Source organism: Actinoplanes sp. NPDC051859 (assembly GCF_044452725.1).
Lineage (GTDB): Bacteria > Actinomycetota > Actinomycetes > Mycobacteriales > Micromonosporaceae > Actinoplanes.
This window is the reverse complement of the sequence record NZ_JBITBX010000002.1, coordinates 538,703-564,650: the sequence shown is the minus strand read 5'-3', so window position 1 is coordinate 564,650 and position 25,948 is coordinate 538,703. Positions and strand designations below refer to the sequence as shown.

29 protein-coding genes and 1 pseudogene are annotated in these 25,948 nt (G+C 69.6%); 9 read left to right on the top strand and 21 right to left on the bottom strand.

The window, feature by feature from the left end; translation table 11 throughout:
• Positions 1–50: 50 nt before the first annotated feature.
• Positions 51–734 (top strand): DNA alkylation repair protein, encoded by a 684-nt coding sequence (locus tag ACIA1L_RS06585; RefSeq protein ID WP_396071488.1) that lies wholly within the window; start codon positions 51–53, stop codon positions 732–734.
• 1 nt (position 735) lies between these two features.
• Here the strand turns inward: ACIA1L_RS06585 and ACIA1L_RS06580 are convergent.
• The 9 genes and pseudogenes from ACIA1L_RS06580 to ACIA1L_RS06540 form a co-directional block, all read right to left on the bottom strand.
• Positions 736–1,377 (bottom strand): annotated as a pseudogene (locus tag ACIA1L_RS06580) (maleylpyruvate isomerase family mycothiol-dependent enzyme); the annotation flags it as partial.
• Positions 1,378–1,629: 252 nt separating this feature from the next.
• Positions 1,630–2,142: a metal-sulfur cluster assembly factor gene (locus ACIA1L_RS06575; RefSeq protein ID WP_396071487.1), complete on the bottom strand. Its 513-nt coding sequence runs from the start codon at positions 2,140–2,142 to the stop codon at positions 1,630–1,632.
• Positions 2,139–2,588, bottom strand: coding sequence for a Fe-S cluster assembly sulfur transfer protein SufU (gene sufU, locus ACIA1L_RS06570; protein WP_396071784.1), 450 nt, complete (start codon positions 2,586–2,588; stop codon positions 2,139–2,141). The genes ACIA1L_RS06575 and sufU overlap by 4 nt, the downstream gene beginning before the upstream one ends.
• Positions 2,585–3,814 (bottom strand): cysteine desulfurase, encoded by a 1,230-nt coding sequence (locus tag ACIA1L_RS06565; protein ID WP_396071486.1) that lies wholly within the window; start codon positions 3,812–3,814, stop codon positions 2,585–2,587. Before ACIA1L_RS06565 ends, sufU begins: the two co-directional genes overlap by 4 nt.
• A 23-nt stretch (positions 3,815–3,837) precedes the next feature.
• The gene (gene sufC / locus ACIA1L_RS06560) at positions 3,838–4,602 is read right to left on the bottom strand and encodes a Fe-S cluster assembly ATPase SufC (protein WP_396071485.1); all 765 of its coding nucleotides are present in this window, start codon (positions 4,600–4,602) and stop codon (positions 3,838–3,840) included.
• A complete protein-coding gene (locus ACIA1L_RS06555) occupies positions 4,599–4,931 on the bottom strand; it encodes a non-heme iron oxygenase ferredoxin subunit (RefSeq protein WP_396071484.1) in 333 nt (110 codons plus the stop codon). The genes sufC and ACIA1L_RS06555 overlap by 4 nt, the downstream gene beginning before the upstream one ends.
• 3 nt (positions 4,932–4,934) lie before the next feature.
• Entirely contained in the window at positions 4,935–6,068 is a 1,134-nt protein-coding gene (sufD, locus tag ACIA1L_RS06550; protein ID WP_396071483.1) for a Fe-S cluster assembly protein SufD, read from the bottom strand.
• Between the two features lie 46 nt (positions 6,069–6,114).
• Positions 6,115–7,536 carry a Fe-S cluster assembly protein SufB gene (sufB, locus tag ACIA1L_RS06545; RefSeq protein ID WP_396071482.1) on the bottom strand — a complete coding sequence of 474 codons (1,422 nt, stop codon included), beginning with the start codon at positions 7,534–7,536 and terminating at the stop codon, positions 6,115–6,117.
• Positions 7,533–8,255 (bottom strand): helix-turn-helix transcriptional regulator, encoded by a 723-nt coding sequence (locus ACIA1L_RS06540; RefSeq protein WP_396071783.1) that lies wholly within the window; start codon positions 8,253–8,255, stop codon positions 7,533–7,535. The genes sufB and ACIA1L_RS06540 overlap by 4 nt, the downstream gene beginning before the upstream one ends.
• A 170-nt stretch (positions 8,256–8,425) precedes the next feature.
• On the opposite strand from ACIA1L_RS06540, the gene ACIA1L_RS06535 reads away from it, so the two are divergent.
• Positions 8,426–9,367 (top strand): heme A synthase, encoded by a 942-nt coding sequence (locus ACIA1L_RS06535; protein WP_396071481.1) that lies wholly within the window; start codon positions 8,426–8,428, stop codon positions 9,365–9,367.
• A 135-nt stretch (positions 9,368–9,502) separates the two neighbouring features.
• On the opposite strand, the gene ACIA1L_RS06530 is transcribed toward ACIA1L_RS06535, so the two are convergent.
• The 3 genes from ACIA1L_RS06530 to ACIA1L_RS06520 all read right to left on the bottom strand — a co-directional run bounded on the left by ACIA1L_RS06530 (position 9,503) and on the right by ACIA1L_RS06520 (position 11,868).
• Positions 9,503–10,117 (bottom strand): hypothetical protein, encoded by a 615-nt coding sequence (locus ACIA1L_RS06530; protein ID WP_396071480.1) that lies wholly within the window; start codon positions 10,115–10,117, stop codon positions 9,503–9,505.
• Positions 10,118–10,375: 258 nt separating this feature from the next.
• Entirely contained in the window at positions 10,376–10,672 is a 297-nt protein-coding gene (locus tag ACIA1L_RS06525; RefSeq protein WP_396071479.1) for a hypothetical protein, read from the bottom strand.
• A 239-nt stretch (positions 10,673–10,911) separates the two neighbouring features.
• Positions 10,912–11,868, bottom strand: a complete 957-nt coding sequence (locus tag ACIA1L_RS06520; RefSeq protein ID WP_396071782.1) for a heme o synthase — start codon at positions 11,866–11,868, stop codon at positions 10,912–10,914.
• Positions 11,869–12,218: 350 nt separating this feature from the next.
• Here ACIA1L_RS06520 and tkt point away from each other — a divergent pair, with 350 nt between their 5' ends.
• The 5 genes from tkt (at position 12,219) to pgl (ending at position 18,785) form a co-directional block, all read left to right on the top strand.
• On the top strand, positions 12,219–14,273 hold the full coding sequence (tkt, locus tag ACIA1L_RS06515) for a transketolase (RefSeq protein ID WP_396071781.1): 2,055 nt from the start codon (positions 12,219–12,221) through the stop codon (positions 14,271–14,273).
• 11 nt (positions 14,274–14,284) lie between these two features.
• Positions 14,285–15,424: a transaldolase gene (gene tal / locus ACIA1L_RS06510; RefSeq protein ID WP_396071478.1), complete on the top strand. Its 1,140-nt coding sequence runs from the start codon at positions 14,285–14,287 to the stop codon at positions 15,422–15,424.
• A 100-nt stretch (positions 15,425–15,524) separates the two neighbouring features.
• On the top strand, positions 15,525–17,042 hold the full coding sequence (gene zwf, locus ACIA1L_RS06505; RefSeq protein ID WP_396071477.1) for a glucose-6-phosphate dehydrogenase: 1,518 nt from the start codon (positions 15,525–15,527) through the stop codon (positions 17,040–17,042).
• Entirely contained in the window at positions 17,039–18,055 is a 1,017-nt protein-coding gene (locus ACIA1L_RS06500; protein ID WP_396071476.1) for a glucose-6-phosphate dehydrogenase assembly protein OpcA, read from the top strand. Before zwf ends, ACIA1L_RS06500 begins: the two co-directional genes overlap by 4 nt.
• A gap of 13 nt (positions 18,056–18,068) precedes the next feature.
• Entirely contained in the window at positions 18,069–18,785 is a 717-nt protein-coding gene (gene pgl, locus ACIA1L_RS06495; RefSeq protein ID WP_396071475.1) for a 6-phosphogluconolactonase, read from the top strand.
• A 39-nt stretch (positions 18,786–18,824) separates the two neighbouring features.
• Here pgl and fliQ read toward each other — a convergent pair whose 3' ends face one another.
• The 4 genes from fliQ to ACIA1L_RS06475 all read right to left on the bottom strand — a co-directional run bounded on the left by fliQ (position 18,825) and on the right by ACIA1L_RS06475 (position 20,683).
• Positions 18,825–19,097, bottom strand: coding sequence for a flagellar biosynthesis protein FliQ (fliQ, locus tag ACIA1L_RS06490; RefSeq protein WP_396071474.1), 273 nt, complete (start codon positions 19,095–19,097; stop codon positions 18,825–18,827).
• A 90-nt stretch (positions 19,098–19,187) separates the two neighbouring features.
• Positions 19,188–19,595, bottom strand: coding sequence for a VOC family protein (locus ACIA1L_RS06485; protein WP_396071473.1), 408 nt, complete (start codon positions 19,593–19,595; stop codon positions 19,188–19,190).
• A gap of 39 nt (positions 19,596–19,634) precedes the next feature.
• Entirely contained in the window at positions 19,635–20,102 is a 468-nt protein-coding gene (locus ACIA1L_RS06480) for a hypothetical protein (RefSeq protein ID WP_396071472.1), read from the bottom strand.
• Entirely contained in the window at positions 20,099–20,683 is a 585-nt protein-coding gene (locus ACIA1L_RS06475; RefSeq protein WP_396071471.1) for an RNA polymerase sigma factor, read from the bottom strand. Before ACIA1L_RS06475 ends, ACIA1L_RS06480 begins: the two co-directional genes overlap by 4 nt.
• Positions 20,684–20,758: 75 nt before the next feature.
• On the opposite strand from ACIA1L_RS06475, the gene ACIA1L_RS06470 reads away from it, so the two are divergent.
• On the top strand, positions 20,759–21,124 hold the full coding sequence (locus ACIA1L_RS06470) for a hypothetical protein (protein WP_396071470.1): 366 nt from the start codon (positions 20,759–20,761) through the stop codon (positions 21,122–21,124).
• A 142-nt stretch (positions 21,125–21,266) separates the two neighbouring features.
• Complete coding sequence (locus tag ACIA1L_RS06465) at positions 21,267–21,884, top strand: GNAT family N-acetyltransferase (protein WP_396071469.1); 618 nt, start codon at positions 21,267–21,269, stop codon at positions 21,882–21,884.
• A 6-nt stretch (positions 21,885–21,890) separates the two neighbouring features.
• Here the strand turns inward: ACIA1L_RS06465 and ACIA1L_RS06460 are convergent, their stop codons facing one another.
• From ACIA1L_RS06460 to gap, 5 genes are all read right to left on the bottom strand, one after another.
• Positions 21,891–22,235 carry an RNA polymerase-binding protein RbpA gene (locus tag ACIA1L_RS06460; RefSeq protein ID WP_396071468.1) on the bottom strand — a complete coding sequence of 115 codons (345 nt, stop codon included), beginning with the start codon at positions 22,233–22,235 and terminating at the stop codon, positions 21,891–21,893.
• Between the two features lie 141 nt (positions 22,236–22,376).
• The gene (secG, locus tag ACIA1L_RS06455) at positions 22,377–22,631 is read right to left on the bottom strand and encodes a preprotein translocase subunit SecG (RefSeq protein ID WP_396071467.1); all 255 of its coding nucleotides are present in this window, start codon (positions 22,629–22,631) and stop codon (positions 22,377–22,379) included.
• Between the two features lie 99 nt (positions 22,632–22,730).
• Positions 22,731–23,522: a triose-phosphate isomerase gene (gene tpiA, locus ACIA1L_RS06450; protein WP_396071466.1), complete on the bottom strand. Its 792-nt coding sequence runs from the start codon at positions 23,520–23,522 to the stop codon at positions 22,731–22,733.
• Between the two features lie 2 nt (positions 23,523–23,524).
• Positions 23,525–24,721: a phosphoglycerate kinase gene (locus tag ACIA1L_RS06445; protein ID WP_396071465.1), complete on the bottom strand. Its 1,197-nt coding sequence runs from the start codon at positions 24,719–24,721 to the stop codon at positions 23,525–23,527.
• Positions 24,722–24,726: 5 nt separating this feature from the next.
• Complete coding sequence (gene gap, locus ACIA1L_RS06440; protein WP_396071464.1) at positions 24,727–25,722, bottom strand: type I glyceraldehyde-3-phosphate dehydrogenase; 996 nt, start codon at positions 25,720–25,722, stop codon at positions 24,727–24,729.
• Between the last annotated feature and the right edge of the window lie 226 nt (positions 25,723–25,948).

Genomic DNA, 25,948 nt, shown 5'->3' with positions numbered 1-25,948 from the left:
TACGGTGGTTCCCGGGTCGGGGTTCTGCCGATCCTGGCATGATCCGGCTCATGACGCGTGCGGTGGCCGACGAGGTGTTGGACAGGCTGGTGCGGTCGTACCGCGGCGCCCGAGACCCGGAGCGGGCAGGGCAGGCCGCGGCGTACATGCGGGATCAGTTCGCGTTCCTGGGCATTGCGAGTCCGGCCCGGCGCGCGCTCGACCGCAGCGTGCGGGCTGGACTCCCCCGCCCCACCGAGGACGACTTGCGGGCGGTGGCGGTGACCTGCTGGGCGTTGGACGAGCGGGAGTTTCAGTACTTCGCGTGTGACTGGCTGCGGGCGCAGGTCAAGGTGCCGGGGCCGGAGTTTCTCGCGACGGTACGCACGCTGATCACCACCAAGTCGTGGTGGGACACCGTGGATGCGCTGGCGACCCGCGTCGTCGGCGGCCTCGTCGCCCGGCATCCTCAGCTCCGCGGCGAGATGGACGCCTGGATCGTCGACGATGACATGTGGGTAGTCCGGACCGCGATTCTGCACCAGCTGCACTACGGGACCGCGACGGACACCGCTCGACTCTTCGGGTACTGCTCGCGCCAGGCCAGCCATCCGGACTTCTTCATCCGCAAGGCCATCGGTTGGGCATTGCGCCAGTACGCCCGCACCGATCCTGACGCCATCCGCGCCTACCTCGCCACTCACGGAAGCGAGCTGTCTCCCCTGTCGGTCCGCGAGGCCGCGAAACACCTCTGAGTCAGTCGTTCTTGGTCCAGGCCAACAGCTCGTGCACGACAGCGCTGTCGCCCTTCACCGTCACCGCCGCCGGGCTGATCCGGCCGTAGAGGACCAGCAGCAGGTCACTTGCGGACGCCTGAACCGTGGCTAGCGGCTCGCCGCTCGCCGCGGGGTCGGCCTTGGCGCCGGCCGGGGTGAGGTCCAGCAGCCAGGTCGGACCTTCGACGGCGGACAGGGCGATGCGGGCCGGGCGATGCGGCCAGGCACCGAGGCTGCCGAGGCTCACCACCAGAAACTCCGAAACCGCGTCCACCGCGATCGCGGCGGGAATCGGCTCCGGAACACCTGCGGCCTCCTGGGCGTCATAGGTGTGGACAGCCACCTCCTGCACCTGATGGCGAGCGATCGCGCCCACGGTGGTGGGCGCCTCGGTGTCCGGCCACCAGGTCCAGTACTCGCGATCCGCCGGGGCGGCTTGTAGGGCTGCCAGCAGCAGGCGGGCGGATTCCGCCGACCACTCGAGCAGTTCGCCCTGCACAGTGGTGTCTCCGCGGGCCTCCGCGGACGGCGGTCCCTCCGCGGGACCGGCCGCGACCGTCGCCGCCCAGAAGCGGTGCACCTCACCGAGGTGGGCGACAAGGTCGTGCACCGTCCAGTCCGGGCAGCCCGGAACTCAAGCTTCTGGACCGGCCGCGGCGGCTGCCGCGCGGAAAGCGGCCGCCCGTTCGTCGATCTGGTCCAGCAGGTCCGGGTACGGCGGCATCGAGGTCATGCTCGTTGTCTACCACCGCCGCCCGCCGATCTCGGGGAACCGTGCGCCCACCAGCCCGGACAGTTTCGCCCAAGCGGAAGACGGGCGCACACGGCAACGGGCCGCCACATCATCGACATGGCGGCCCGGGAGCGTGTGCTGTCAGACGTTGAAGCCCAGCGCGCGCAGCTGCTCGCGGCCCTCGTCCGTGATCTTGTCCGGGCCCCACGGCGGCAGCCACACCCAGTTGATCCGGAAGTCCTTGACCAGGCCGCCACCGGGGCCGGTGGTCAGCGCCTGCCGGGTCTGGTCCTCGATGACGTCGGTCAACGGGCAGGCCGCCGACGTCAGCGTCATGTCGAGGGTCGCCACGTTGTCATCGTCGACGTGCACGTCGTAGACGAGCCCAAGGTCGACCACGTTGATGCCGAGCTCCGGGTCGACGACGTCCTTCATCGCCTCTTCGACGTCGGCGTGCGAAGCCTTCGCCCCAGCCGGGGCGGCGGCAGCCTGCGCAGCAGTGGCCTCTGGTGCACCAGCAGCCGGCGCAGCAGGGGCCTCCGGTGCACCAGCAGCGTCGTCGGCCGCAGCAGCCACGACCGGCGAGGTCGCGTCGTCCGGGCCCGCCGTCTCCGCGGCGTCCGAGGCGATCTCTTCGATGGTCTTGTCGGTCATGCTGTTACCTCCGGGTCAATGCTGACGCCCGCGCGCGCCGCCGCGTCCTTGAACGCCATCCAGGGCAGGAGGGCGCACTTCACCCGGGCCGGGAACTTCGCGACGCCGGCGAAAGCGATACCGTCGCCGAGGACTTCCTCGTCGGGTTCGACCTGGCCCCGACCTTGCATCAGGTCGAGGAACGCATCGTGGATCGCGGCGGCCTCGGCGACCGTACGGCCCTTGAGGAGCTCGTACAGGACCGAAGCGGAGGCCTGGCTGATCGAGCAGCCCACCCCGTCGTAGGAGATGTCGGACAGGTCGGTGGTGACCCGGACGGTGATCTCGTCGCCGCAGGTGGGGTTCACGTGGTGCGCTTCGCCCTGGTAATCGTCGCGGAGGCCGCGCCCGTGCGGGTTCTTGTAGTGGTCCAGGATGATGTCCTGGTAGAGCTGGTCGATCATCAGGCGAACACCTTCCGCACCTGCTCCAGACCGCGAGCGAGAGCATCGATCTCGTCGGTCGTCGTGTAGAGGTAGAACGAGGCCCGGGTCATCGCCGGCACCCCGTAGCGCGTGCACACCGGCCGCGCGCAGTGGTGGCCGACCCGCACCTCGACGCCGAGGCTGTCGAGGATCTGGCCTACGTCATGCGGGTGTACCCCGTCGACCTCGAACGACACCGTGCCGCCGCGACCTTCCGGCGTGGCGGGGCCGAAGATGCGCACGCCGGGCACGTCGGTGAGGGCCTTCAGCGCGTACGCGGTGATCTCCTGCTCGTGGTGGTGCACGTTCTCCATGCCCAGCGCCGTCAGGTAGTCGACGGCGGCGCCGAGGCCGATGGCTTCGGTGATCGGCGGGGTGCCGCCCTCGAACCGGGCAGGCGGCGCGGCGAACGTGGTGCCGCCGAGGCTGACCGTCTCGATCGTGGAGCCGCCTGCGAGGAACGGCGGCATCGTCTCGAGCAGCGCCATCCGGCCCCAGAGCACGCCGATGCCGGTCGGGCCGAGCATCTTGTGGCCGGTGAACGCGATGAAGTCGGCGCCGAGTTCACGGACGTCGACCGGGAAGTGCGGCACCGACTGGGAGCAGTCGAGCATGACCAGCGCGCCGACCTCGTGGGCCCGGGCGACGATCCGCGCCGGGTCGTTGATCGTGCCGAGAATGTTCGACATGTGGACGACCGAGACGAGCTTCGTCCGCTCGTTCACCAGCGAAGTGAGCTGGGACTCGTCGAGCCGGCCCTCGTCGGTGACGCCGAACCAACGCAGGGTGGCGCCGGTGCGCTTGCAGAGCAGCTGCCACGGCACGAGGTTGGAGTGGTGCTCCATCTCGGAGACCACGATCTCGTCGCCGGGGCCGAGCGACAGGAACTCCGCCGCCGTCCAGGCGACCAGGTTGATCGCCTCGGTGGAGTTCTTGGTGAACACCACCTCGTCCGGCGACGGCGCCCCGATGAAAGCGGCGACCTTCGCGCGTGCGTCCTCGTAGGCGGTGGTCGACTCGGTGCCCAGGGTGTGCACCGAGCGGGACACGTTGCCGTTGTGCCGTTCCTGGTGGTCGCGCATGGCGTCGATCACCTGGCGCGGTTTCTGCGAGGTGTTGGCGCTGTCCAGGTAGACCAGCGGATGTCCGTTGATCTCCCGGCCCAGGATCGGGAAGTCGGCGCGAACCCGGGCCACGTCGAAGGTCATGTGCGCTCTCCTAGCTGGGTGGATCAGGCGCGGGCGCCGGCCACGTACCGCTCGTAGCCCTCGGCTTCGAGCTGCTCGGCGAGCTCGGGGCCGCCCTCCTGGACGATCTTGCCGGCGACGAAGACGTGCACGAAGTCCGGCTTGATGTAGCGCAGGATCCGGGTGTAGTGGGTGATCAGCAGCATGCCGGTCTCGCCGGTCTCGCGGACCCGGTTGACGCCCTCGCTGACGATGCGCAGCGCGTCGATGTCGAGGCCGGAGTCGGTCTCGTCGAGGATCGCCATCTTCGGCTTGAGCAGTTCGAGCTGCATGATCTCGTGGCGCTTCTTCTCGCCGCCGGAGAAGCCCTCGTTGACGTTGCGCTGGGCGAACGCCGGGTCCATCTGCAGCTTCTCCATGGCGCCACGCAGCTCGCCGGCCCAGGTGCGCAGTTTCGGCGCCTCGCCGTCGATCGCGGTCTTGGCGGTGCGCAGGAAGTTCGCCACCGAGACGCCGGGAACCTCGACCGGGTACTGCATGGCGAGGAAAAGGCCGGCGCGGGCCCGCTCGTCGACGGTCATGTCGAGAACGTTGTCGCCGTCGAGGGTCACCGTGCCGCCGGTGATCTCGTACTTCGGGTGGCCGGCGATGGAGTAGGCCAGGGTCGACTTGCCGGAGCCGTTCGGGCCCATGATGGCGTGGGTCTCGCCCGACTTCACGGTGAGGTCGACGCCGGCCAGGATCGGCTTCAGGTCGCCCTCGGGCAGCTTGACCGAAACCTGCAGGTCGCGGATCTCCAGGGTGCTCACGGCTCTACTCCATTACTCGGTGTCGTCGAAACGTAGATGTCGCCGTCGCGGATCTCGACGGGGAAGATCGCCACCGGCTCGGTGGCGGGCGGGCCGGAGGGTTCACCGGTACGCAGGTCGAAGCGGGACCCGTGCAGCCAGCACTCGAGCGTGCAGCCCTCGACCTCGCCCTCGGAGAGCGCGACGGCGGCGTGGCTGCACTCGTCGCGGACGGCGTAGAAGCTGTCGTCGTCGGCGTGCACCACCGCGACGTCGACGCCGTCCACCTCGACGGAGATCACCGAGCCCTTCGCCACGTCAGCGGCGGGCCCGACAAGCTCGAACGCCATCGGTCAGGCCCCGGCCTTCGCGAGTCGGGCCTCGATCGCATTGCCAAGGCGCTCGCGCAGCTCCTCGACCGGGATCTTGTTGATCAGCTCGGCGAAGAAGCCGCGGACGACAAGCTTGCGGGCCTCGAACTCGGGGATGCCGCGGGCCATCAGGTAGAACAGCTGCTCGTCGTCGAAGCGGCCGGTGGCGCTGGCGTGGCCCGCCCCGGCAACCTCGCCGGTCTCGATCTCCAAGTTCGGCACCGAGTCGGCCCGTGCGCCGTCGGTCAGCACCAGGTTCCGGTTGATCTCGTAGGTCTCCGTGCCGGTCGCCGCCGCGCGGATCAGCACGTCGCCGACCCACACGGTGTGCGCACCGGCGCCCTGCAGGGCGCCGCGGTAGCCGACGTAGCTGCGGCAGTCCGGCACACTGTGGTCGACGAGCTGCCGGTGCTCCTGGTGCTGATCGGCGTCGGCGAAGTACAGGCCCCACAGCTCGGCGTCGCCGCCGCGACCGACGTAGTCGACGCTGGTGAACTGGCGGACCAGGTCGCCGCCGAGGGTCACCTGCACGTGCTCGACGCGGGCGTCCTTGCCGACCTTGAACTTGACGTGCTGGGCCTGCACCGAGCCGTTGTCCCACTCGGCGAGCGTGACGAAGGTGAGCTGGGCGCTGTCGCCGAGCACGACCTCGATGTTGTCGGCCAGGGTCGCGGTACCGGTCTGCTCCAGCACGATGGTGACCTTGGCGAAGTTGCCGACCCGGACGTAGGTCCGCGCGGCCGCGGCCTCGGCGCCCTGGCCGACCACGCGGATCACGGCGGCCGTGTCCGACACGGTCTCCGCGGCGACGTCGATCAGCGTGACCTCGGCGGCCGAGCCGTACGCGAGCGCACTGATCCGGTCGAACGGCGTCAGCACCGCGTCGACCTTGCCCGCGTCGACCTGCGTGACCGAGATGCCCGCCGGCAGGTCGCCCGGGGCGAACCCGGGCGCCGCGCCGGTGAGGGCGTCCGCCTTGATGAGAGCGCCCAGCCGCTTGACCGGGGTGAAGCGCCACTCCTCCTCCCGGCCGTTGACGGCCGGGAAGTCGGTGACGTCGAAGGAACGCAGCACCTGCGACTTGGTGCTCGGCGGGGCCATGGCCTCGGTAGTCATCTCGTCCTAGTTCTTCGCAGCGGGAAACGGCGGGGAAGGGCCGCGGTCAGCCGACCGCGCCCTCCATCTGGAGCTCGATGAGGCGGTTCAGCTCGAGGGCGTACTCCATGGGGAGCTCCTTGGCGATGGGCTCGATGAAGCCGCGCACGATCATCGCCATGGCCTCGTCCTCGGTCAGGCCCCGGCTCATCAGGTAGAAGAGCTGGTCGTCGCTGACCTTGGAGACGGTCGCCTCGTGGCCCATGTTGACGTCGTCCTCGCGGATGTCGACGTACGGGTAGGTGTCCGAGCGCGAGATCGTGTCGACCAGCAGCGCGTCGCACTTGACCGTGCTGGCGCTGTGGTGCGAGCCGTCCATGACCTGCACCAGGCCGCGGTACGAGGTGCGGCCGCCGCCCCGGGCGATCGACTTACTGATGATCGTCGAGGAGGTGTGCGGCGCGGCGTGCACCATCTTGGCGCCGGAGTCCTGGTGCTGGCCCTCGCCGGCCATGGCGATCGAGAGCACCTCGCCCTTGGCGTGCGGGCCGGTCATGTAGACCGCGGGGTACTTCATGGTCACCTTGGAGCCGATGTTGCCGTCGATCCACTCCATGGTCGCGCCCTCTTCGCAGGTGGCGCGCTTGGTGACCAGGTTGTAGACGTTGTTCGACCAGTTCTGGATGGTCGTGTACCGCACCCGGGCGTTCTTCTTGACGACGATCTCGACGACCGCGGAGTGCAGCGAGTCGGACGAGTAGATCGGCGCGGTGCAGCCCTCGACGTAGTGCACGTAGCTGCCCTCGTCGGCGATGATCAGCGTCCGCTCGAACTGGCCCATGTTCTCGGTGTTGATCCGGAAGTAGGCCTGCAACGGGATGTCGACGTGCACGCCCTTCGGCACGTAGATGAACGAGCCGCCGGACCAGGTCGCGGTGTTCAGCGCGGCGAACTTGTTGTCGCCGACCGGGATCACCGTGCCGAAGTACTCCTGGAAGATCTCCGGGTGCTCCTTGAGGGCGGTGTCGGTGTCCAGGAAGAGGACACCCTGCTCCTCGAGGTCCTCGCGGATCGCGTGGTAGACGACCTCGGACTCGTACTGCGCGGCGACACCGGCGACGAGGCGCTGCTTCTCCGCCTCGGGGATGCCCAGCTTGTCGTACGTCGCCTTGATGTCCTCCGGCAGGTCCTCCCAGCTCTGGGCCTGCTTCTCGGTGGAGCGCACGAAGTACTTGATGTTCTGGAAGTCGATGCCGGTGAGGTCGGCGCCCCAGTTCGGCATGGGCTTGCGGTCGAACAGGCGCAGGCCCTTGAGCCGCAGCTCGAGCATCCACTCCGGCTCGCTCTTCAGCGCGGAGATGTTGCGCACCACCGCTTCGGACAAGCCACGCTGCGCGGCGGCACCCGCGACGTCGGCGTCGGCCCAGCCGTACTCGTACTTGCCAAGAGCGGCCAGGTGCTCTTCCTGAGTGACGATCTGGTCAGTCATCTATCTGTCCTAACCGTGTTCGCGGTGGTTGAACCTTGTGGGGCCGGGATGTGCGTCGTGCAGACGCCATCGCCGTGGGCGATGGTGGCGAGGCGCTGCACGTGGGTGCCGATGAGCCGCGAGATGACCGCGGTCTCGGCGTCGCACAGCTGGGGAAACTCGGCGGCCACGTGGGCCACCGGGCAGTGGTGCTGGCACAGCTGCCCGCCGGTCGCGATCGTGGTCGCGTTGGCAGCGTAGCCCTCCGCGGTCAGCGCCTCGGCGAGCGCCTCCGCCCGGGCGATCGGATCGTCTCCGGCCGACAGCATCGCCGTCCGGCAGCGCTCCTCCAACGCGGAGACCTGGGTGGCGGCGAAGGCGTCGACGGCCTCGGGACCGCCGTGCTCGGCGATCCAGCGCAGCGCCGCGGTCGCGATGCCGTCATAGAAGTGCGGGAAGCTCTCCCGAGCGGCAGCGGTGAGCATGAAGGCTTTGGCCGGCCGGCCGCGCCCACGGGGACCGCGCCGAGGCACCTCGCGCACCGCGACGAGCTCGTCGGCCAGCATGGCGTCGAGGTGTTTGCGGATGGCGGCGGAACTGAGCCCGAGCACTTCACCGAGCTCGGCCGCGGTCGCGGTGCCGCGCTCCAGCAGGAGCTGCGCGACCCGGTCCCGGGTGCGCACATCGACGCCCTTACCCTCTGCGGAGGATGCGCGGGACCCGGTGGCCGCTGTGGCCACCTGGCTGCTCCGCGCCAGCACTCCGTTTTTCACTACGGCAACGTTACGTAATTCACTCCGTGCCTGCAAACCGGCACTCCGGTGATGCGGAACACCGAAGGACAGCCTTACTTAAGCTGGCCGGCTCGCCGCCGGAGGCGCCCGCAATCAAGATCGAATTCGCGCGTACGATGCCGCACGTGAGCACCAGCCTGCTGCGCCGACTGTCCCTCGCGTCCATGATCGCCAACATCGGCCTCGTCGTCACCGGCGCGGCGGTTCGGCTGACCGGTTCGGGACTCGGCTGCCCCACCTGGCCCAAGTGCACCGACGCGTCGTACACGACCACCCGCGAAATGGGTGTGCACGGCGTCATCGAGTTCGGCAACCGACTGCTCGGCATCGTCCTGGGCCTCATCGCCCTCGCCACCTTCATCGCCGCACTGATGCACAAGCCCCGGCGCCGCTCGCTGATCCTGCTGTCGCTCGCCGCCGGGCTCGGCATCCCCGGCCAGGGCGTCATCGGCGGCATCACCGTCCTGACCGACCTGAACCCGTGGGTGGTCGGGCTGCACTTCCTGCTCTCGATGGTGCTGATCACGGCCACCTGGGCCCTCTGGCAGCGGACGAAGGAAGGCGACGCACCCACCCGCCCGCTGGTGGCCCGCCCGCTGCGCCATCTGACCATCCTGACCGCCCTGGTGAGCGCCGCGGTGATCGTGGTCGGCGTGATCGTCACCGGCAGCGGCCCGCACGCGGGCGACGAGAACGCCAAGCGCAACGGCCTCGACCCCACGAACATCTCCCAGATCCACGCGGACCTGGTCTTCCTGCTCATCGGCCTGTCCGCGGCACTGTGGTTCGCCCTGCGCGCCGCCAACGCTCCGGCAGCCGCGATCCGCGCCGCGGGCGTGTTCGTCGTGGTGGAGCTGTCCCAGGGCCTGATCGGCTTCGTCCAGTACTTCACCCACCTGCCGGTGGTCTTGGTCGCCGCCCACATGCTCGGCGCCTGCCTCGTCTGGGTAGCCACCCTCAACACCCTCTGGCGCCTCCGCGACCGCCCGGCCCTCACCCAGCCCGAGCCCGCGCCAGCCACCACCGCCGAGCAAGCCGCTCCCACTCCAGTGGCTTGACCCGGCCGCACCGATGCCTGCCCCCTGCGGCGCGCCCGATCCGACCGCGCGCCCGACGCGACCGCGCGCCTGACGCGACCGCGCGCCTGACGCTGCCGCCGGGGTCGCGCCGCGCGGCGCCGTCGCCGCTCCTGATCAGGAAAGAGGCGGCCAGGGCTCCAGGGCCACCAGTTCTCGCATCCGCTCCTTGATCTCCGCGGCCAACCGCTCCAGCTCTCCCGAGCCACCCTCGGCGTCGCTCCGCCCGGAGTCATCCCCTGCCGACACCGCAGCGGCCTCGATCTGCGCCGGCTCGGCGTCGTCGTCCACCGCGGCGTCGTCGTTGGCCGCGAGCTGGTCGGCCAGGTCCTCGTAAGCCCCCACGGCCGCGACGACCGGGGCCAGCACGGCCGGCTGGTCCAGCTCGGAGTAGGCCTTCCAGAAGATGAGGTCGGCGGCCACCGCCGGGTCCAGGGTGCCGTCCAGCGCGAGACTGGCCCACCAGCGCACCAGGGCCCACCGGCGCGGGGCACCGTCGGCGGGGAGGTCTACCGCGAGGCCCAGTTCTTTGACGACCCGGTCGAACAGTGCACCGGCCTCGGACTCCTCCCCGCGAGTCAACCCGGCCAGCAGGGCGACTGACGGCGAATCGTTACCGGCCAGCAGGGCGTCGTGGCCGAGCTGGATGAGCTGCTCCGATCCGGTGTCGATGTCGGCACTCCGGTAGACCAGGACGCGCAGCATCCTGGTCTTGATCTCGTCAGCTTCCATCCGCGCATTATTCGTCAGCGAGGTGGGCGGGGGTGGGGTTTGCGGGTGAAGCTCAGCCACTCACGCACCGTGAAGGGTGCGGAGGGCCGTTCAGGAGCCCCCGGGCGACTGGCCCTTCGCGCCCGGCTCGGCGGGAGCTGCGGCCTGCACCACCCACCCAGCTACGCCCAAAGCTCGTGATCTTGATTCTGGGGCGACACCGGGCACAGGAAAGCGGCCCGGACACTGCCCGGGCCGCACCGAAAGACTGAGGAAGAGCTACCGCGCCATGCTGCGGCGGGACATGGACCGCCAGAGGTCGTTGCTGGGTCGCATCTGCTCCATGAGCTCGCGCTCCCACTCGTTCTCCACCGCGACGCCCGCGGTCTCGCAGGCCTTGCGGGCGACGTCCGTGCCGGCGGCGGCGAACTGGTCCGTCCACTCGCCGTCCTCGCCCACGAGAACGATGCGGGCACCGCGCTTGCCGACGTACTCGATGACCGCCTTCGCGCCGCCGTGACCGGTGGCAAACGATTTGATGTCCGCGGTCAGTGTCGTATCGGAACCTTCTGCCATGAGACGAAGCCTAGGCAGACTTTCGCCGGGAGCAAGTACGGACGGGCGCATTTTGTGACGCCAATTACCTGCGGGTTTGCCGGCTCTGCGCATTGGTATGCCCCAATAGCGTCCGTTTTATACCCCTGGCCAGGTTCCACCCATTGAGTGACCGAGAGTCACTGCAGGGGTCGGCGAAACGGGCATTGTGTGCGCCCTAACGCAATGGCGTCACTCAATGCGAACGCACGTGGTGTGCGTCAGACGAGGGCGTCGACCGCAACCGCAATGAAGAGGATGGTGAGATAAGTGATCGACCAGTGGAACAACCGCATGGCGTTCAGCGGCTCCCCGCGACGCGAGCGGCCGACCAGCCGGACGGCCTCGAGCAGGAACAGCGCGCCGGCCACGACCGCCGTCCCGCCGTAGATCGGGCCCATGCCCAACGGCCAGGCCGCCAGCGAGGCCACCACGGTCAGCACCGTGAAGATCAGGATCTCGTTGTTGACCCGCCGCGCCGACCGGACCACGGGCAGCATCGGGATGCCGGCGCGGGCGTAGTCGTCCTTGTACTTGATGGCGAGCGGGTAGAAGTGCGGCATCTGCCAAAAGAACACAACGGCAAAAAGCGCCCAGCCGATGGGCGCGACCGTGCCGGTCACGGCCGCCCAGGCGATGAGCACCGGGGCGGCTCCGCAGATGCCACCCCAGAAGGTGTTCTGCGGAGTGCGCCGCTTCAGCCAGAGCGTGTAGACGACGTCGTAGTAGACGATCGCCGCGGCGGTCAGCGCCGTCGCCAGCCAGTTGGTGAGCGCAGCCATCAGCACCAGCGAGACCGCAGCCAGCGTCAGCCCGAAGACCAACACGGCGCGCGGGGTCAGACTGTGCGTCGCCAGCGGGCGGCGCTTCGTACGCCGCATGAGCTGGTCGATGTCGCGGTCGATGTAGCAGTTGAGCGCGCTCGCCGCACCCGCGGCCAGCGAGCCGCCGACCAGCACCACCGCCATCAGGCCCAGGTCAGGCTTGCCGTCTGCCGCGAACATCATCGCCGGAATGGTGGTCACCAGCAGAAGCTCGACGATCTGCGGCTTGGTCAGCGAGACGTACGCACTCAGCACGGCGCGGATGTCACGGCGGCGGGTGGTGGCGCGGGCCTGCCGCGGCGCCGCCTCCGCCTGACCCGGCGACCGCCCCTGTACGGGACGCTCGGTGATCATGCTCACGGACAGCCACCTTCCGGCCTCGGCGCGGGTGCAATTCCACGGGTGCAACTTTTCAGCCGTCACCGGAGTGGATGGGCTGACACGTTCGGACAGCCTACGCGCAGCCCGAGGCGTTCCCCGGCCGACCCGTCGACGGTGCAAGGCGTCACAGCCAGCCGGGTGTGTGTCCGCTCTCAGCGTATGGGCCTCAGGCGTTCCGAGGGCGGGGGTTTACGACGACTGGATAGGGTCAACCTCAAAGGGTTCCCACACCATGCCCGAGGAGAACGACCGACGTGGCTGCCACAGATCTGAACTGGTCCGACCTAGACCGCAGGGCGGTCGACACCGTCCGCGTGCTGGCGATGGACGCCGTCGAGAAATCCGGCAACGGCCACCCCGGCACCGCGATGAGCCTCGCCCCGGCCGCCTACCTGCTCTTCAACAAGGTGATGCGGCACGACCCCACCGACCCGCAGTGGACCGGCCGGGACCGTTTCGTGCTCTCCTGTGGTCACTCCAGCCTCACCCTCTACATTCAGCTCTATCTCTCCGGCTACGGTCTGTCGCTCGACGATCTGGCCTCGCTGCGCCAGTGGGGCTCGCTGACCCCCGGCCACCCCGAGCTGGGTCACACGCCCGGCGTCGAGGTCACCACCGGCCCGCTCGGCCAGGGCATCGGCAACGCGGTCGGCATGGCGATGGCGGCCCGCCGCGAGCGCGGCCTGTTCGACCCGGACGCCGCCCCCGGCACCTCGGTCTTCGACCACCAGGTCTACGTGCTCTGCTCCGACGGTGACATCGAGGAGGGCGTCACCCACGAATCGAGCGCCATCGCCGGCGTGCAGAAGCTCGGCAACCTCACGGTGATCTACGACGACAACGAGATCTCCATCGAGGACGACACCCGGATCGCCAAGAACGAGGACGTCGGCGCCCGTTACGCGGCGTACGGCTGGCACGTGCAGACGGTCGACTGGCGCCAGGGCAAGGACGGCAACGGCGAGTACCACGAGGACGTCGAGGCGCTGCACGCGGCGATCGAGGCCGCCAAGGCGGTCACTGACAGGCCGTCGTTCATCGTGCTGCGCACCATCATCGGCTGGCCCGCGCCGAACAAGCAGGACACCGGCAAGATCCACGGCTCCGCCCTGGGCGCCGAGGAGGTTGCGGCCACCAAGCAGGTCATGGGCCTCGACCCGAACGAGACGTTCGCCGTCGCCGACGAGGTGCTGGAGCACGCCCGCCAGGTATCGGCCCGCGGCCGCGAGGCGCACGCCGAGTGGGACAAGGCCTTCGCCGCCTGGGCCGCCGGTAACGCCGAGGGCAAGAAGCTGCACGAGCGGCTCGCCGCCAAAGCGCTGCCCGAGGGCTGGACCAAGAAGCTGCCCGAGTTCCCCGCCGACGAGAAGGGTCTCGCCACCCGGGCCGCGTCCGGCAAGGTGCTGGACGCGCTCGCGCCGGTGCTGCCCGAGCTGTGGGGCGGCTCGGCCGACCTGGCCGAGAGCAACAACACCACGATGAAGGGCGAGCCGTCGTTCATCCCCGCCGAGTACGCCACCAAGGCGTTCCCCGGCCACGAGTACGGCCGCACCCTGCACTTCGGCATCCGCGAGCACGGCATGGGCTCGATCCTCAACGGCATCGCCGCGCACGGCGCCACCCGCCCGTACGGCGGCACGTTCCTGGTCTTCAGCGACTACATGCGCGGTGCGGTCCGGCTGTCGGCGCTGATGAAGCTGCCCGTCGTCTACGTGTGGACGCACGACTCCATCGGCCTCGGCGAGGACGGTCCGACGCACCAGCCGATCGAGACGCTGTCCGCGCTGCGCGCCATCATCGGCCTCGACGTGGTCCGCCCGGCGGACGCCAACGAGACCGCTTGGGCCTGGCGGGGTGCGCTGGAGCACACCGACCGCCCGACCGCCCTAGCGCTGTCCCGGCAGAACCTGCCGACCATCGACCGCAGCAAGTACGCCTCGGCGGAGGGTGTCCTCAAGGGCGGTTACATCCTGTCCGAGGCGTCCGGCGGTGACCCGCACGTGATCCTCATCGGCACCGGCTCCGAGGTGGCGATCTGCCTCACCGCTCAGGAGCGGCTGGAGGCCGAGGGCACCCCGACGCGCGTCGTGTCGATGCCGTGCCAGGAGTGGTTCTACGAGCAGGACACCGCGTACCAGCAGCGGGTTCTGCCGCGTGGCGTGAAGGCCCGGGTCGCGGTCGAGGCCGGCATCCGGATGAGCTGGGACCGCCTGATCGGCGACGCCGGCGAGGCGGTCAGCATCGAGCACTACGGTGCCAGCGCCCCGGCGAAGATCCTCTTCGAGCAGTTCGGCTTCACCGCGGACAACGTGGTAGCCAAGGCCAACGCCGCCCTCGCCAAGGTCGGCGAAATCACCGGTCACAAGACCGGCAACTGAGGGAGCAAGCAATGACCGACAGGCTGAAAGCCCTCTCCTCCGCAGGCGTGGCGGTATGGCTCGACGACCTTTCCCGGGTGCGCCTGCAGAGCGGCTCGCTGGACAAGATGCGCCGCGAACAGCACGTGGCCGGCGTGACCACGAATCCCACCATCTTCGCCAAGGCGCTCGCCGACGCCGACGCGTACGACGAGCAGCTGAAGGACCTGGCCGCGCAGCAGGTCACCGTCGAGGAAGCCGTGCGGCTGCTCACCTCGTACGACGTGCGCTGGGCGTGTGACGTGATGAAGCCGTCGTACGACGGCTCGAACGGCGTCGACGGCCGGGTGTCCATCGAGGTGGACCCACGCAGTGCGCACGACACCGCGAAGACCGCGTCCGAGGCGAAGACGCTGTGGTGGCTGGTCGACCGGCCCAACCTCTACATCAAGATTCCGGCCACCCTGGCGGGCCTGCCGGCGATCACCGCGACGCTGGCGGCGGGCATCAGCGTCAACGTCACGCTGATCTTCTCGCTGGAGCGCTACCGGGCCGTCATGGACGCCTTCCTGGACGGCATGGAGCAGGCGAAGGCGAACGGTCACGACCTCAGCAAGATGGGCTCGGTCGCCTCCTTCTTCGTGTCCCGGGTGGACACCGAGATCGACAAGCGGCTCGACAAGATCGGCAGCGACGCCGCCAAGGCTCTCAAGGGCAAGGCCGCGGTCGCGAACGCCCAGCTCGCCTACCAGGCGTACGCCGAGGTGTTCGGCTCCGACCGTTGGAAGGCGCTGGCCGACGCGGGCGCCCTGCCGCAGCGGCCGCTGTGGGCTTCGACCGGCACGAAGAACCCCGACTACAAGGACACGATCTACGTCGAGGAGCTGATCGCCCCCGGGACGGTCAACACCATGCCGGAGTCGGTCATCCAGGCGTACGGGGACCACGGCGACACGCGCGGCGACACCGTCACCGGCTCGTACGCGACCGCCCAGCAGGTCATGGATGACGTGGCTGCGATCGGCGTCGACATGCAAGACGTCTTCCGGGTGCTCGAGGAGGAGGGCGTCGAGAAGTTCGAGGCCAGCTGGGCCGAGCTGCTCGTCGACGTGAAGAAGTCGCTCGACGCCGCCGCGAAGGGCTCGGACAGCCCCAGCGACGCCGCGAAGTAAGCACCGCCGCCCATGCTCCCGGCGCACGGTCGTCGGGAGCGTGGGCGCAGTCGTTTCGGGTAACCCAGCGGGATGACGAAAAGCTGGCAGGATGGGACACGTGGGTAATCCGCTGCGCACCGCACAGGACCGACGGCTGCCCAGGATCCCGGAGCCGTGCGCTCTGGTGATCTTCGGCGTCACCGGTGACCTGTCGCGAAAGAAACTGATCCCGGCCGTCTACGACCTCGCCAACCGCGGTTTGCTGCCGCCCGGCTTCGTCGTCCTCGGCTTCGCCCGGCGCGACTGGGGCGACGGCGACTTCGAGTCGCTGGCCTACGAGGCCGCCAAGAAGGGCGCCCGCACCCCGTGGCGCGAGGACGTCTGGCAGCGGCTAGCCAGCCAGTTCCAGTTCGTGCCCGGCTCGTTCGACGACGACGCCGCGTTCGACAGCCTGGCGACCACCCTGGACGAGCTGCGCGAACGCAACGGCATCGCCGGCAACGCCGCCTTCTACTTCTCCATCCCGCCCGCCGCGTTCCCGCTGGTGCTCAACCAGCTCAACCGTACCGGGATGGCCGACAACGCCAAGTCCGGCGGCTGGCGCCGGGTGGTCGTCGAGAAGCCGTTCGGCAACGACCTGAAGACCGCCATGGCGCTCAACCAGCTTGTGGATGAGGTCTTCACGCCGGAGGACGTCTTCCGCATCGACCACTACCTCGGCAAGGAGACAGTCCAGAACATCCTGGCGCTGCGCTTCGCGAACAGCCTGTTCGAGCCGGTGTGGAACTCCAAATACGTCGACTCCGTGCAGATCACCATGGCGGAGGACGTGGGCATCGGCACCCGCGCGGCGTTCTACGACTCCGCCGGCGCTGCCCGCGACGTGCTGCAGAACCACCTGTTGCAGCTGCTCGCCCTGGTGGGCATGGAGGAGCCGACGAGCTTCGACCCCAACGAGATCCGCGCCGAGAAACTCAAGGTGCTGCGGGCGATCAGCCTACCGAAGGACATCGAGGCCGGATCCGTACGCGGCCAGTACCTGCAGGGCTGGGTGGCCGGCGAGCGAGCCGTGGGCTACCTGGAAGAAAAGGGCGTGCCGGCGGACTCCACCACGGAGACCTATGTGGCCGTCCGACTCGGCATCCAGAACCGCCGCTGGGCCGGCGTGCCGTTCTTCGTCCGGGTGGGCAAGCGGATGCCACGCCGGGTCACCGAGATCGCGATCCTCTTCAAACGCGCGCCGCACCTGCCGTTCGACCCGGCCGACGTCGAGATGCTGGGCAACAACCAGCTGGTGATCCGCGTGCAGCCGGACGAGGGCGTGGTCCTGAAGTTCGGCTCGAAGGTGCCGGGCACCACGATGGAGGTCCGCGACATCGCGATGGACTTCCAGTACGGCGAGGCATTCACCGAGTCCAGCCCGGAGGCGTACGAACGCCTGGTGCTCGACGTGCTGGTCGGCGACCGGACACTGTTCCCGGACGCCGCCGAGGTGGAGCAGAGCTGGCGCGTCATCGACCCGCTCGAGGACGCGTGGGCCGGCACCAAGCCGCAGCCGTACCGCGCCGGCGAGTGGGGGCCGCGCGCTTCGGACGAGATGCTGGCCCTCGAGGGTCGGGCCTGGAGGCGGGCATGATCGGCTTGTGGGACACCACCGGCACCGAGGTCGTCAAGGCGCTCGCAGCCGAGCGGCGCAGCGCGGGCGGGGTGGCTTCCGGGCTGGCCCTCACCCTGGTCGCCGTGGTGGAGGAGAAGCAGGTCCGCGAAGCGGAGGCCGCCGCCACCATCGCCGCGTCGGCGCACCCGTGCCGCGTCCTCATCGTGGTCCGCTCGGACCTGGAGGGCCGCAGCCGGCTGGACGCGGAGATCGTCGTGGGCGGCCGGCTCGGCCCGGCCGAGGCCGTCGTGATGCGCATGTACGGCCGTCTCGCCCTGCACGCCGAGTCGGTCGTCATGCCGCTGCTCGCCCCGGACGTGCCGGTGGTGACCTGGTGGCACAGCGAGCCGCCGGAGAACATCGCCAACGACTTCCTGGGCATCGTGGCGGACCGCCGCATCACCGACTGCAAGTTGTCCCCGGACCCTGTTGCTGCCCTGCGGCAGCGCGCGGCCGACTACGCGCCCGGTGACACCGACCTCACCTGGACCCGCATCACGCTGTGGCGCACGCTGGTGGCCGGCGCGTTCGACACCACCGAGGAGCGGGTCACCGGCGCCAAGGTCATCGCGCCGGCAAACGACCCCACCGCCGCGCTGATGTGCGGCTGGCTCAAGGCCCGGCTGAACATCGAGCCGGAGTGGGAATTCACCGACAAAGCGCCACGTATGCAGTCCGTGCAGCTCTCCTGCGCCAACGGCGACTGCGTGACGGTCACCCGCGACGAGGGCACCGCGTTGTTCAGCCGGACCGGGCAGGAGCCGCGCTACATGCCACTGCCGAAGCGGCCGGTCGGCGACGAACTGGCGGAGGAACTGCGCCGGCTCGACCCCGACCAAATCTACGGTGAAGCACTGGGTGCGATGGCCGGGCTGTCCGGTTTGGACCGTCGGCCGCCGTCGCGCGTGCACGTCTGGAAGGATCCAGCGTTGGCCGCTCGCGCGGGCGAGGAAGCCGGCGCTATGGCGGGTCCCGGCGGCTCAGCCGCCTGAGCTAGGGAGCTTGATGAGCGAGACCGTGGTGGTGGTTCCGGACGCCGACATCCTGGCGGCTTCCGTGGCCGCCCGGTTGGTGACCGCGATCGTCGACGCGCAGGCGGTGCGGGGCCGCGCCGACGTGGTGCTGACCGGCGGCCGGGTCGCGGCGAAGGTGCTGCGGGCGGTCAAGGAGCTGCCGGCGGCGCAGGCCATCGACTGGTCCCGGATCGACCTGTGGTGGGGCGACGAGCGGTTCCTGCCGGCCGGGCACCCCGACCGGAACGAGACGCAGGCGCGCGAGGCCCTGCTGGACAGCCTCCCGCTGGTCCCGAAGCGGGTGCACGCCATGCCCGCGTCGGACGGCGACGACGGCGACGATGCAGCGGCTGCGGCGGACCGCTACGCCGCCGAGCTGGCTGCCGAGGGGGCCGGGTTCGACGTCCTGATGCTCGGGGTCGGCGAGGACGGCCACGTGGCGTCCCTGTTCCCCGGCCACCCGCAGGCCACGGCTGAGGGCAGCGCCATCGCGGTGCAGGACAGCCCGAAGCCGCCGCCTACCCGGATCTCGCTGACCATGTCGATGATTCGCTCGGCGGCGGAGGTCTGGCTGGTTGCCGCCGGCTCGGACAAGGCGGCCGCGGTCGGCGCGGCCCTGGGTGGCGACGACGCGCTCCCTGCGGCCCGCGCGAAGGGCACGACGCGCACTCTCTGGCTCCTGGATACGGCTGCCGCTGCCAAACGCTGACCGAACGACGAAGGCCGCCCCACGGGGCGGCCTTTTCGTTCAGGACATCAGCAGCGTCGGCAGCTTCTCGAACAACTGCGTCGTGTACGCCATCATCTCGTGCAGCATCCAGTTGCCGCTGACCAGCATCGCCGCGCCCACCGCGATGGCCTTCGGCACGAACGACAGCGTCGCCTCCTGGATCTGGGTCACCGACTGGAACAGCGAGATCGCGAACCCGATCAGCAGGGCGGTCAGCAGCACCGGCGCGCTCATCTTCGCGGCGATGGTCATGGCCTGCAGCCCCAGCTCAACGATCTGCGCGTCCGTCATGCCTTTCTCTTCGGGCCCCGCTGGCCCCGACCGAGTGCACGACGGGCGCACGAAGGTTGCGGTCAGGTTCGCGCGCCCGGAATCCTCAAGTCAGGCGCGCGACGAGATCTGCTGCACGGCCCAGCCGTTACCGTCCGGGTCGCTGAAGAAGAGGAATCCGACGTTGTCCAGCGGATCCGGCGTCGGGGTCGGGTTCTCACCCAGCTTCTGCACATCGCTGACGGCCACCCCGCGGGCGGTCAGCTCGGCATGGGCCTGGTTGATGTCCGGCACCACCAGTTGCAGGCCCTTGAGGGAGCCCGGCGGCATGTCGGGCACCGCGCCCCGACCGATCACGATCGAACAACCCGAGCCCGGCGGGGTGAGCTGCACGATCCGGACCTCATCGCTGATCACCGTGTCGTGATCGACGACGAACCCGAGCTTCTCCGCGTAGAACGCCTTCGCCCGGTCGATGTCCGAGACCGGCACGATTACCACTTCCAGGGTCCAGTTCACCGGCCCATCCTGTCAGGTACGGCGGCCACCGGGCAGCCCTCAACCGACGGGTTCCGCCGTACCGGTGAGCGGCGAGGCGGATGCCGGCGCGGTAGCAGTCGCCACCGGACCGCGGGGTGCCGCGGGCGTGCCTGCCGAGAAGGTGTGGGACGAGCCGGTGCTGGGCGAGGGGGTGCTGGAGGGATCCGCGCTGGACGGATCCGCGCTCGGCGAGGGGGCAGGTTCCGTGACCGGCGCTGACGGTGTCGGTGGACTCGACGGCACGGTCACCCCGGGCGGATTCGGCACCGGCTCGGTCCGCTCGCCGCCCGACCGCGCGACGACAAACCCCAGCACGCCGAGCACCACCGCGGCCGCCACGGCCACCGCGCCCGTACGCCAGCCGACGAACGACCGTCGCCGGACAGGCATCGCCGTGGGCGGGACGGCGGGTGACAGGTCGGCAGCCGTGACGCCGGCAGCACGTGCGTGCAGGGCGGCGCGCAGGCGTACCTCGGTGCCGGTCATCGCCGCTCCCCCAGCAGGTTGCGCAGAATCTCCACCGCTCGATGTGCCGTGGACTTCACCGTTCCGCGGGACACGTGCAGCACGTCCGCGATCTCCTGTTCCGATAGTTCCGACCAGTAGCGCAACACCAACACCTGACGCTGCCGGACGGTCAGCTTCCCCAGCGCCGAGAGCACCTCTGGGTCGCTCTGCCCGCTCAGCACCTGCTCTTCGGCCGCCGGAGCGGTTCCGGGCGGCGGCGGCACGTACGCCCGAGCGGTCCGCCGCCGTCGCAACGCCGAACGCGCCGCGTTCATGACGCCGGAGGTGAGGTAGGCATCCGGGTCTGCGACGGACCGCAGTTCCGCCCCGTGCCGCCGATACAGGGCGGCGAACACGTCCTGCACGATGTCCTCAGCCGTCCCCAGGTCGTCCACCATCAGCACGGCCAGCCGGACGAGCCGCAGCCGCCGCGCCTGATACAGCTCGTTGATCGGCGGCGGTCCGGATGACGGCGTACGCCGGGCGGCGCCCACGCTGCCGGACAGCGCGGAACGCCACCAGCGCACCAGCGGGCGTACCAGGGGAAAGGCGAGGGTCATCGGCGCGGCCTGGGGGGTCAGCGGGTCCGGGTGGGTGACGGTACCGCGCCGACGCTCGTCGCCGAGGGTGCTGGCATGGCAGAGGCAACAGGCGTCGTCGTGGCTTCCAGGGCCGCAGGGCTCGCTGACGGCCCCGAAGACAGCCCGGGCGATGAAGGCGCCGGGCCGGCCGAGACGGCAGACGTCGGCGCGGGCATGGCCGGGACAGCGGATGACGTCGGCGCGGGCGTGGCCGGGGCGGGCGACTGCGAGGCTGGGACAGCGGACGGGGCCGGCGACGGCGTGGCCGGGACGGCGGACGGGGCCGGCGACGGCGTGGCCGGGACGGCGGACGGCGCCGGCGCGGGGGTGGGGCGCGGGCCGGGCGACGAGTCGGCGAACGCCGAGGCCGCGGCGAATCCGCCGCCGATCACAACGACGGCGGTTGCCGTAACGGCGTAGGCGGCGGCACGGGTGGTGAGGCGCATCGATGCACTCCAGCAAGCTCGGAAACGGTTCTCGCTGGGAAGGACGCGCGGCAGCCAGAAAGGTTGGCCCAAGATCGGTGATGACGATCACAGATCTTGGCGCTTACAATCCGCCCGTGCAGCCATCGATCCGTGCATACCGTCCGAGCGACCTCGCCGCCGTGTACGACATCTGCGTCCGAACCGCCGACGCGGGTGGCGACGCCCGCGGCAAGTACACGTCCGACACGTTGATGGGTGACATCTTCGCCGCGCCCTACGCGGTCCTGGAGCCCGAGCACGCGCACGTCCTGGATGACGGCACCGGCGCAGCCGTCGGTTACGTCGTGGGCACGGCCGACACCGTCAGATTTGCCCAGCACTTCCGCACGGAGTGGCTACCCGTGGTGACCGAGCGCTACCCCGAGGCCAACGACCCACGGGTGACACTCGAGGACGGCATGCTGGCCCTGCTGCGCCATCCGGAACGGATGGTCTCCCCTGAGCTGGCCGGCTATCCCGCGCACCTGCACATCGACCTGCTGCCGGAGTGGCAGGGCCGGGGCCAGGGTCGGGGTCTGATCGCCGCGTTCCTCGACGGCCTGCGCGCCGCCGGCGTTCCCCGGGTGCACTTGGGCATGGCGCGGACGAACACTGCCGCGCGGGCCTTCTACGACCGGCTGGGCTTTGTGGAGCTGTCGGTGCCCGGCGCGCCTGATGTCACCTTCATGGGCCGGGAGACGAAGGAGAGCTGAGCCGGATCAGTCCCGGCCTCGGCGCTGACGGACCTTGGCGAGCGCTTCGGCGAGGATCGCTTCGCCGTCAGCGTCGGAGCGGCGCTCTTTCACGTACGCAAGGTGGGATTTGTAGGGCTCGGCGCGCAGGCGGCCCGGCGGGTTGGCGCGGTCCAGCCCGGCGGGCTGACCGCAGCGGGCGCAGTCCCAGGTCTCGGGCGCGGCGACGTCGGCAGCGAAGCGGACGTTGAGCTCGTGACCGGCCGCGCACCAGTACCGCACGACCCGGCGGGGCGCGGCCTCGCTGTGCTCATCGGGTCGCATCGGGCTGGAGCCGACGCGGCTGCCGCGGATCGCACTGCCACTGGACACGGAAAACAACTCCTGTGGTGAGCGGGAAAACAATCGCGCGGCCCGGACTAACCGGACCGCGCGGCAGAGTCTACGACTCTCGGGGTCATTCAGGAAGGGTTGTTGACAAACGGCGAGAACCGGCCACAACCCGTTGATGCCCTAGGTGGTCTGGACCAGCTTCAGCCACAGACCGAGGCCCACGATGCAGGCGAACCAGACGATGCCCACCAGCACGGTGTAGCGGTCGAGGTTCTTCTCCGCGACCGAGGAACCGGACAGGCTGGAGGTCACACCGCCGCCGAACATGCTGGACATGCCGCCGCCCTTGCCGCGGTGCAGCAGGATCAGCAGTGTCAGCAGAATGCTGGTGATGATAAGCAACACGATCAGCGTGTATGCGAACCCGATCGGCATGGTCCGGTCATTCCTCTCGAAGGGCACTGCAGCGCCCCCACAATAGCGGGCGCGGGAGTGACCGGCAGCCCTGGGGCCGCCGGTTCTCCCACCAATGTCTTAGCGCTGGACGTGCTCGCGGAACCGGACGATCGAGGCAAACTCCTCGGCGTCCAGGCTCGCGCCGCCGATCAGGGCGCCGTCCACGTCCGGCTGCGCCATGATGGCGGCGATGTTGGCCGCCTTCACCGAGCCACCGTACTGAATTCGGACGGCATCGGCCGTGTCCGCGCCGTACTTCTCGGTGAGCCGCGCCCGGATGGCGCCGCACACCTCCTGCGCGTCCTCGGGCGTCGCGGTCTTGCCGGTGCCAATCGCCCACACCGGCTCGTACGCGATGACGATCTTCTTGACGTCGGCGTCCTTGAGCCCGTCGAGCGCGCCGTCGAGCTGGGCGTTGCAGTGCGCGACCTGCCCGGCGGCCTCGCGGACGCCCAGCCCCTCGCCGACGCACAGAATCGGCGTCAGCTCGTTGACCAGTGCCGCCTTGACTTTGGCGTTGACCAACGCGTCGTCCTCGCCGTGGTACTCGCGCCGCTCGGAGTGCCCGACCACCACGTACGAGCAGCCGAGCTTGGCGAGCATCGCGCCGGAGATCTCGCCGGTGTAGGCGCCGCCCTTGTGCTGGGACAGGTCCTGGGCGCCGTACCCGATCTTCACCTTGTCGCCGTCGATCGCCGTCTGCACGCTGCGCAGGTCGGTGAACGGCGGCAGGACGACCGCCTCGACGTCGGTGAGCTGCTGCTCGCTCAGGCTGGCGGCAAGCTTCTGCACCAGGAGGATGGCCTCGAAGTGGTTGAGGTTCATCTTCCAGTTGCCGGCCATGATCGGCCGGCGGGCCACGTCCGCCATGCTCAGCTCTCCAACGCGGCGAGACCCGGCAGGGTCTTGCCCTCGAGGTATTCCAGCGACGCACCGCCGCCGGTTGAGATGTGCCCGAAGGCGGACTCGTCGATGCCCAGCGTGCGCACGGCCGCGGCCGAGTCGCCGCCGCCGACCACGGAGAAACCGTCGATCTTGGTGATCGCTTCGGCCACGCCCCGGGTGCCGGCCGCGTACGGCGCCAGCTCGAACACGCCCATCGGCCCGTTCCAGAACACGGTCTTCGCGGACCCGATCGCCTCGGCGAACAGCGCCACCGACTTCGGCCCGATGTCCAACCCGAGCCGGTCCGACGGAATGTCGGAAATGTCCACGACGCCGTGCTCGGCGTCCGCGGCGAAGGCCGCTGCCGCCACCACGTCCACCGGCAACACGATCCGGCCAGCGGCCTCCGCGAGCAGGTCAGCGCAGGTCTGGATCATCTCGGCCTCGAGCAGCGACTTCCCGACCTCGTGCCCCTGGGCCTTGAGGAACGTGAAGCACATGCCGCCGCCGACCAGCAGCTTGTCCACCTTGGGCAGCAACGCTTTGATCACCGCGAGCTTGTCGGACACCTTCGACCCACCGAGCACCACCACATAGGGCTGCTCCGGGCTCTCGGTGACGCGCCGCAGCACCTCGACCTCGCGCCGCACCAGGCCACCCGCGAAGTGCGGCAGCCGCGCCGGCACGTCGTACACCGAGGCGTGCTTGCGGTGCACCGCGCCGAACGCGTCGTCGACATAGGCGTCGGCGAACGCGGCCAGCTGGTCGGCGAACGCACCCCGCTCGGCGTCGTCCTTCGAGGTCTCCCCCACGTTGAAACGCAGGTTCTCCAGCAGCAGCACCTGGCCGTCGAGCAGGGCCGCGACCGCCGCGGTAGCGGAATCGCCGACGGTGTCCTCGGCCATGACGACCGGGTTACCGAGCAGCTCACCGAGACGCTCGGCCACCGGCGCAAGCGTGAACTTCGGGTCCGGCGCACCCTTCGGGCGGCCCAGGTGCGAGCACACGATGACGCGGGCACCCGCGTCGCGCAGCGCGATGATGGTGGGCAGCACGGCCCGGATCCGGCCGTCGTCCGAGATGACGGTCGGGTCGCTCTTGTCGAAGGGCACGTTCAGGTCGGCGCGCACGAGCACGCGCCGACCCGAGACACCCTCGCCGAGCAGGTCGTCGAGAGCCTTCACGATGCTCAGCCGACCAGCTTGACCAGGTCGACGAGGCGGTTCGAGTAGCCCCACTCGTTGTCGTACCAGCCGACGACCTTGACCTGGTCGCCGATCACCTTGGTGAGGCCCGCGTCGAAGATGCAGGACGCCGGGTCGGTGACGATGTCCGCCGACACGATCGGGTCCTCGGTGTAGACCAGGTAGCCCTTGAGCGCACCGTGCGCGGCGGCCTTCACGGCGGCGTTGACCTCGTCGACCGTGGTCTCGCGGGACGCGGTGAAGGTCAGGTCGGTGGCCGAGCCGGTCGGGATCGGCACGCGCATCGCGAAACCGTCCAGCTTGCCCTTCAGCTCCGGCATGACCAGGGCGATCGCCTTGGCGGCACCGGTCGAGGTCGGCACCACGTTGAGGGCGGCGGCGCGGGCGCGGCGCAGGTCCGAGTGCGGGCCGTCCTGCAGGTTCTGGTCCTGCGTGTACGCGTGGATCGTCGTCATCAGACCACGCTCGATGCCGATCGCGTCGTGCAGCGCCTTCGCCATCGGGGCCAGGCAGTTCGTGGTGCAGGAAGCATTGGAGATGACCGTGTGCTTCGCGGCGTCGTACAGGTGGTCGTTGACGCCCATCACGATCGTGATGTCCTCGTTCTTGGCGGGCGCCGAGATGATGACCTTCTTCGCGCCGTTGTCGGCGTGCACCTTGGCCTTGTGGGCGTCGGTGAAGAAGCCGGTCGACTCGATGACCACGTCCGCGCCGATGTCGCCCCACTTGAGGTTGGCCGGGTCGCGGTCGGCGAACGCCTTGAAGGACTTGCCGCCCACACTGATCTCGTCGGCGGTCGCCTTCACCTCGTGCGGCAGACGGCCCAGAATGCTGTCGTACTTCAGCAGGTGAGCCAGCGTGGCATTGTCGGTGAGGTCGTTGACGCCCACGATCTCGATGTCCGCGCCGGAGGCGAGCACGGCCCGGAAGAAGTTACGGCCGATACGGCCGAAGCCGTTGATGCCAACCCGGATGGTCACAGGTCGATCTCCTCGATTCGGTCCGCCGGGCTCTGCGACCGGCGGAGATGTGCGTGCCGCGCTTGCCGTTAAGACCCTAGCCGAGAACGCCCGTCACCCTCACGTCGGGGCGCAACCCGATCGTTACCTCAAAATCTTCCTCGGGTACGCGCACACGGCCGCACAAAAGCAACACCACCTGCACCGAATCAGGCAGGAAACGCCGTCGTGCCCCAGGCCGTCCGCC